The organism is Streptococcus mitis (assembly GCF_005844455.1).
Taxonomy (GTDB): domain Bacteria; phylum Bacillota; class Bacilli; order Lactobacillales; family Streptococcaceae; genus Streptococcus; species Streptococcus mitis_BF.
This window is the reverse complement of the sequence record NZ_SPGF01000102.1, coordinates 1-2,812: the sequence shown is the minus strand read 5'-3', so window position 1 is coordinate 2,812 and position 2,812 is coordinate 1. Positions and strand designations below refer to the sequence as shown.

Genomic DNA, 2,812 nt, shown 5'->3' with positions numbered 1-2,812 from the left:
AGCGAAAATAAATAATCTGTAGACGTTTGTGATATTTGGCGTACGATGAATCTCTTAGGAGTTTTTCAATTTTTTGTGTTTCTTCATTTGTAAGTTTCATAACTACTATTATAAGATGTTTTTTGATTTTAGTCTAGTATTAGTTTTAGGGTATTCTATCACTAATTATTTTTACTTTCAATAAATTTGCTCACAAGAAAAAGCCTAGATAACTAGACTTTTTTAGCTTATTCTACCGTTACTGATTTAGCAAGGTTACGCGGTTTATCCACATCGAGACCACGGTGTAGAGTTGCAAAGTAAGCAACCAATTGTGTTGGTACGACCATTGAAATTGGTGAGAGGTAAGGGTGTACGGTTGTAAGAACGATATCATCTGTCTCTTTAGCAACATTTTCTTCTGCGATAGTGAGAACCTTGGCACCACGGGCTGCGACCTCTTGGATATTTCCGCGAGTGTGGTTAGCAAGAACTGGATCTGACAAGAGGGCCAAGACAGGTGTTCCTTCTTCAATCAAGGCAATAGTTCCGTGCTTGAGTTCTCCTGCCGCAAAGCCTTCACACTGAATGTAAGAAATCTCTTTGAGTTTAAGGCTTGCTTCCATAGCTACGTAGTAATCTTGGCCACGCCCAATGTAAAAAGCGTTACGAGTTGTTTCAAGAAGCTCACGAACCTTAGCTTCAATGGTTTCTTTTTCAGAAAGAGTTGATTCGATAGACTGAGCTACGATTGACAACTCATGAACCAGGTCAAAGGCTTGCGCTTTTGCATTACCGTTCGCTTCTCCGACTGCTTTTGCAAGGAAGGCAAGGGCTGCGATTTGTGCTGTATAGGCTTTAGTTGATGCCACGGCAATTTCAGGACCCGCGTGAAGAAGCATAGTATGGTTAGCTTCACGTGACAGAGTTGATCCTGGCACATTTGTAACTGTCAAACTTGGAATCCCCATTTCATTAGCCTTAACCAAAACTTGACGGCTATCAGCTGTTTCACCAGACTGGCTGATAAAGATGAAGAGTGGTTTTTTGCTGAGAAGTGGCATACCATAGCCCCACTCAGATGAAATTCCAAGTTCAACAGGTGTATCTGTCAACTCTTCCAGCATCTTCTTAGAAGCAAATCCTGCGTGGTACGATGTCCCAGCTGCAAGGATGTAAATGTGGTCTGCATCTTGAACAGCCTTGATGATAGCTGGGTCAACCACTACTTGACCTGCCTCATCTGTGTAGGCTTGGATGAGTTTACGCATAACAGTTGGTTGCTCATCAATTTCCTTGAGCATGTAGTAAGGGTAAGTTCCTTTACCGATATCTGACAAGTCAAGTTCCGCAGTATAGCTAGCACGCTCACGGTGATTGCCATCATAATCTTGAACTTCCACGCTATCAGCCTTGACGATGACCAACTCTTGGTCATGAATTTCCATGTATTGGTTGGTCTCACGAATCATAGCCATAGCATCTGAGCAGACCATGTTATAGCCTTCTCCAAGACCAATCAAAAGTGGTGATTTATTTTTCGCCACGTAGATGACATCTGGATTTTCAGAGTCGACCAAAGCGAAGGCATAAGAACCACGGATGATGTGAAGAGCTTTTTTGAAGGCTTCAAGAACTGAGAGACCTTCTTCTTCTTCTTCTGCAAATTTCCCAATCAAGTGAACAGCGATTTCTGTATCTGTTTGCCCCTTGAAGTGGTGACCTGCAAGGTATTCTTCCTTGATTTCAAGATAGTTCTCAATCACACCGTTGTGCACCAAGACAAATCGTTCAGTCTCAGAGCGGTGTGGGTGAGCATTGTCCTCAGTTGGTTTTCCGTGAGTCGCCCAACGCGTATGTCCGATACCAGTCGTTCCCTCAACACCAGCTGTCTTAGCAGACAATTCTGCAATACGACCGACAGCCTTAACTAGATGATTTTCAGCACCACCTAGGACAAAAATCCCCGCAGAATCATAGCCACGGTATTCGAGCTTTTCAAGCCCTTGAATCAAAATATCAGTTGCATTTGTGTTTCCAACAACACCAACAATTCCACACATAGTATATACGACACAGACCAGCTGTGCTTTCTCCTTAAATTGGTATAGTCTGATTTTCATTTTACAGAACCAGCAAAGACAGTATATACTTGTTTTTCTCACTTGTCAAGGATAAAAATTGGTATAGTTTTTCTAGATGATATTTTATCAGAATTTCACTTGATACCTGACAAGTCAGCATCAATTACTTATAATAAAAAGAGGAGGTATTTGCCATGTGGTTTTTCTTCGCACTTTTATCAGCTGTCTTTGCAGCCTTAACGTCAATTTTAGCCAAGATTGGGATTGAGGGAGTTCCATCCAATCTAGCAACCGCTATTCGTACAGTCGTCGTCATTCTTATGGCCTGGGCCATGGTTTTCTTGACCAATAGTCAGACCGAAATTATCAACATCAGTAAAAAAAGTTGGCTCTTTCTCATCTTATCAGGCTTGGCCACTGGCGCCTCCTGGCTCTGCTACTACAAGGCCCTACAGATGGGAAATGCTACTGAGGTATCTGCTGTCGATAAATTCAGTCTCGTCATTACCCTCGTTCTAGCCTTTTTCTTCCTACAGGATGTCCTGACGTTTAAAACAATCATTGGCTGTATCCTGATTACGATTGGGACCTTGGTGATGATATTGTAATAAAAAGTGAGATGAATGCCATCCAATGTCATTAAGTTAAGAAATTCAAATGCAATTCTGTATCTGGGTTTCTTTTTTATGTGATAAACTTATAGTTAAGGAGGGATTTCCCATGATAAAACAAATAAAAGCCCACTTGAA

Annotated in this window: 2 protein-coding genes; one reads left to right on the top strand and one right to left on the bottom strand. The window is 41.6% G+C overall.

Translation table 11 applies throughout. The annotated features are described in order from the left end of the window. Positions 1 to 227: 227 nt before the first annotated feature. Entirely contained in the window at positions 228 to 2,042 is a 1,815-nt protein-coding gene (gene glmS / locus FGQ53_RS11485; RefSeq protein ID WP_138338900.1) for a glutamine--fructose-6-phosphate transaminase (isomerizing), read from the bottom strand. A gap of 215 nt (positions 2,043 to 2,257) precedes the next feature. Here glmS and FGQ53_RS11480 point away from each other — a divergent pair, with 215 nt between their 5' ends. Next, positions 2,258 to 2,671: an EamA family transporter gene (locus FGQ53_RS11480; RefSeq protein WP_138338897.1), complete on the top strand. Its 414-nt coding sequence runs from the start codon at positions 2,258 to 2,260 to the stop codon at positions 2,669 to 2,671. Positions 2,672 to 2,812: the final 141 nt, after the last annotated feature.

Bases quoted from the DNA above. Each gene is read 5' to 3' on its own strand.
- FGQ53_RS11480 (WP_138338897.1), top strand. From the start codon at position 2,258: ATGTGGTTTTTCTTCGCACTTTTATCAGCTGTCTTTGCAGCCTTAACG.
- glmS (WP_138338900.1), bottom strand. From the start codon at position 2,042: ATGTGTGGAATTGTTGGTGTTGTTGGAAACACAAATGCAACTGATATT.